The organism is uncultured Cyclobacterium sp., from assembly GCF_963976465.1.
Taxonomy (GTDB): domain Bacteria; phylum Bacteroidota; class Bacteroidia; order Cytophagales; family Cyclobacteriaceae; genus Cyclobacterium.
This window is the reverse complement of sequence record NZ_CAXBOC010000488.1, coordinates 1-4,083: the sequence shown is the minus strand read 5'-3', so window position 1 is coordinate 4,083 and position 4,083 is coordinate 1. Positions and strand designations below refer to the sequence as shown.

Genomic DNA, 4,083 nt, shown 5'->3' with positions numbered 1-4,083 from the left:
GGAATAAGCTAGCCGGTTCCTGATCGGAGCCGAAGGAGTAGGCATAATGACTCGTCTTTGCTCCCCACAAATTACATATATCTGATTTATTTACTTCTGCAAACCCTACATACAACAATTATTCATTCTCCAGCAAGGTCTCAATATAATTGACCATATCCAGTAATTCAGGTCGAAAAGTCTTACGAATAAAGTTGTCATTTTCTTTTTTGTATTTTTCAAACATACCGGATCCCTGTTTTTTTGAATACATAATATTGGCAATCCGGTCGCAATATTTTATGAAAACAGCATTGGGCGTTTCCTGCATTTCCCGGTAATATTTATCATTGGCCCTTTCAGTTCTGCTTTTCCCTTTTTCATTGGTTAAGGCAAAAGCCAATTCCGCCACTGTTTCATTGGTATTTTTCTTGACGTCATTATAGGTCTCTCTTGCATCCTCTATGATATCATGTACCCAGCAAGCACATAAAACATTTTCACGCTCTTCCTCTGCTACCAAGTAAATGAATTTTTCAGCTACTTCATGTACCATTTGAAGGTGAAATTCATACCCTTGGTCTCCATATTTATGATTGACTGCTTGGTGGGTTTTAATGGCGTAGGTAGTCGTTTTTTCTAACATATTCTTAAAACAGTGGTTTGGGTTTTTCTTTAAAATTTGATATGGCTATGCCTTGAATTTCCTTCGCCTTTGGCAGGAAATCTGCTTGCTTAATGAATAAGTTTTTTATAGGGGAGATTAATTAATCAATATTGAGTTTGACTTTAATTTATCCAAAGAAACCTAATTTTTCATTAGGTCTAATATGTCTGTAAAGTCAAAAGTAAAAGTGAAAAATATCTAGAAAAAAAACAAACTTAATATTGATAAGACCTTTAATTTTCAGCCTGTTCATGAGGTGATAATCCTTCCTGTTCTATGCGGGCCGGCTTTTGCATTTTTGTGCGGGCTTCAGCCTGTAGAAAATGATTTTCTTTTGTAACTTGAGATTGTATTTAGCTCAATTTGCTACGGTTTATCCTCCTGTTATCTTTATTCCTCCAATTATGAAAAAATTGATATTACTGGTTTTTGGTGTGATGGTATCCATTACGCAAGTATTCGGTCAGTTCAAGTCCGATTATCCTGATATCCCGAGGATTGATGTGCATACCCATGTTGCAGAAGATATTTCCGGAATTTCAAACTACCTTAACCTAGGAAACCTTTTAAGGGAGGAGAAAAACATAGACCTGGCTTTATGGATTAACTTGGGAAATCGAAATACTCCCTTATTAAACATAGCAGCAGTAGAGCAGGCCGGAGAAGGAAGGATGCTCTGTGGAATTGCAGATTATAAGGCTCATGATGGATTAAGCTATGCACCTGAATCCCTGAAGAAGTTCCAGAATCAGGGGTTTGTAGGTTATAAGATTTGGTCCGGACCTTGGTACAGGGCACTGGAGAAAAAGGAAGATGGCTATCCTTATATCGATGATCCTGCACATGAAGCGACCTTTGCTGAAATGGAGCGGATAGGGTTTATGGGTGCCTCTATCCATGTTGCTGACCCTAACGGGCCTTTTGGTAATAGGACAGCATGGCTGGCAGACCCCGTCGAATATTGGACACAGATAAATGCCTGGCGAAATGTGCTGGAGAAACATCCGGACCTGCGTGTGGTCATGGCTCATTCCAACTGGCTGATTTGTCAGGATGCTCAAATAGACTATTTGCGCAATATGCTGGCCACTTTTCCCAACCTAAACATCGATTTGGCCGCAACTTTTCAATATTATCACCTGGTGGATAGGGAAAACCTCCGGTCTTTTATGATTGAATGGGCAGATAGAATTGTCTTTGGAACAGATATAGGCAATGTTAAAAACGAAGAAATAAGCCAAAGGGCCGAGCAGTATTCAAGGGCTTTTCAGATTTTAGAAACCGGAGACAAGGTAAATGGTGGTTTTTTTGGTGGCCCGGAAACTTGGGGATTGGAATTGCCTAGAGAAGTTTTGGAAAAGATCTACTATAAAAATGCCATGCGGCTTTACCCTCGGGTAAAGGAGCGCTTGCTAAACCTAGGATATCATCTTGATTAATCGAAGCCACTTGCTTTGAATGGAACACGGCAAAAGCACAATTCTGAAGAAAGTTGCTTGGAGGTAATGGCTGCTTAATCTTTTTAATTAAGTAAGCACTTCATTGATTACTTTTCCATGGACATCTGTCAGCCTGAAATCCCTTCCTTGGAATTCATAGGTGAGTTTTTCATGATCAAAACCCAACCTTTCCAAGATGGTAGCTTGTAAATCATGAACATGGGTACGGCCTTCTATACCGTAGTAGCCAATTTCATCCGTAACTCCATGAATGTGGCCTTTTTTAACACCTGCTCCTGCCATCCACATGGTGAATGCTTCCAAGTGATGGTCTCTGCCATCAAAACCTTCTCCCGTTCTGGATTCCATCATTGGGGTTCTGCCAAATTCACCACCCCATACCACAAGTGTGTCATCCAATAGCCCTCTTTGCTTGAGGTCTCTTAGCAAAGCCGCAATGGGCTGGTCTATGGTTTTACAAGACCTGCGCATTCCTTTACCTACACCATTGCCTGCGCCCACACCATGGGTGTCCCAGCGGTTGTCAAAAAGTTGTACGAAGCGCACGCCTTTCTCTACCAACCTTCTTGCCAGCAAACAATTGTTGGCAAAAGAGGCTTTTCCCGGGTTGGTGCCATACATTTGGTGGATGTATTCCGGCTCATCATTGATATTCATGGTTTCGGGTACAGAAGTCTGCATGCGAAAAGCCAGCTCGTATTGCGAGATCCGGGTTAGAATTTCAGGATCATTTGATTCCTTAAATTCCATTTCGTTGATTTTGTTAATGGCATCAATGGATTTTTTTCTGAGGTGGCTGTCGATGGATTTTGGATTGGACAAAAACAGTACGGGATCTCCTTCCGACCGACATTGTACCCCTTGGTAAATAGTGGGTAAAAAACCACTTCCCCAAGCACTTTTGCCTGCACTTATGGCTCCTCCTCCTGATGTGAGTACTACATATCCCGGTAGGTCTTCATTCTCTGATCCAAGGCCGTAAACAGACCAAGCACCTATACTCGGTTTGCCCAGTCGTGGACTTCCGGTATGCATAAATAACTGTGCCGGAGCATGGTTAAACTCATTCGTATGCATGGCTTTTAGGAAGCTCACTTCATCCACCATTTTGGAAAATTCCGGCATATAATCTGATACATAAGCACCGGATTGGCCATATTGACCAAAATTTGCCTGTGGGCCAAGTAGTTTCGGTGTGCCTTTCAGGAAGGCAAACTCTTTACCCTCCATCAAGGACTGCGGGGTATCCTGGCCATTTAATTTCTGAAGCGTGGGTTTGAAATCAAAAAGCTCCAAGTGGGAAGGTCCCCCTCCCATATGAAGGAAAATCACACTTTTTGCCTTGGGAGCAAAATGAGAGGCTTTCTTGTCTAAAAAAGAGGCTGCTGCTTGCTTAGCCCCGGAATTATTTCCACAACCCATCAGCGAGCCCATAGCCAATGCGCCAAGACCTGAAGTACATTTTTTTAAGAAATGCCTCCTGCTATTGTATTGCGCTTTTCGGATAAATGCTTCTTCCCAAATATTCATTCTATCTTCTGGTTACAAATTCATCTAAGTTTAACATGGCATTGCTAACCATTCGCATGGCTGCTAGTTCGGCATTTTCGTCCAGTTCTTTACCTTCTTCTTGATAGTAAGCAAGTGATTCCAAATAAAGCTGGTGGAGGACTTCTACTTTTTCCGGCTCAGGCACTTTGGCAGTAACAAGCCGTAGGTTTTTTTCAATGCCATTTTTTATGTCGCCTCCGCTTTCTTTCAATATGCGTTTTGCCCAAGCATCTGCCGCTTCTATATAAACAGGATCATTTAATAAAACGAGAGATTGAAGTGGGGTGTTCGTTCTTATCCTTCTGGAAGTACATACTTCTCTGGATGGACTATCAAAAGTGACAAAAGAAGGATAAGGGTGGGTTCTCTTCCAGTAAGTGTACACTGCTCTTCGGTATTTTTCCTCTCCCTCACTTGGGAACCAAA

The 4,083-nt window shown here is 41.8% G+C and carries 4 protein-coding genes; 1 reads left to right on the top strand and 3 read right to left on the bottom strand.

Annotated elements, in window-relative coordinates; all coding sequences use genetic code 11:
- Positions 1–118 precede the first annotated feature (118 nt).
- Positions 119–625 (bottom strand): HD domain-containing protein, encoded by a 507-nt coding sequence (locus AAC037_RS20850; RefSeq protein ID WP_339905327.1) that lies wholly within the window; start codon positions 623–625, stop codon positions 119–121.
- Between the two features lie 425 nt (positions 626–1,050).
- On the opposite strand from AAC037_RS20850, the gene AAC037_RS20845 reads away from it, so the two are divergent.
- On the top strand, positions 1,051–2,085 hold the full coding sequence (locus AAC037_RS20845) for an amidohydrolase family protein (protein WP_339905326.1): 1,035 nt from the start codon (positions 1,051–1,053) through the stop codon (positions 2,083–2,085).
- Between the two features lie 87 nt (positions 2,086–2,172).
- Here AAC037_RS20845 and AAC037_RS20840 read toward each other — a convergent pair whose 3' ends face one another.
- Positions 2,173–3,636, bottom strand: coding sequence for a DUF1501 domain-containing protein (locus AAC037_RS20840; RefSeq protein WP_339905324.1), 1,464 nt, complete (start codon positions 3,634–3,636; stop codon positions 2,173–2,175).
- A gap of 1 nt (position 3,637) precedes the next feature.
- The coding region (locus tag AAC037_RS20835) for a DUF1553 domain-containing protein (protein ID WP_339905322.1) at positions 3,638–4,083 on the bottom strand (446 nt) is incomplete at its 5' end.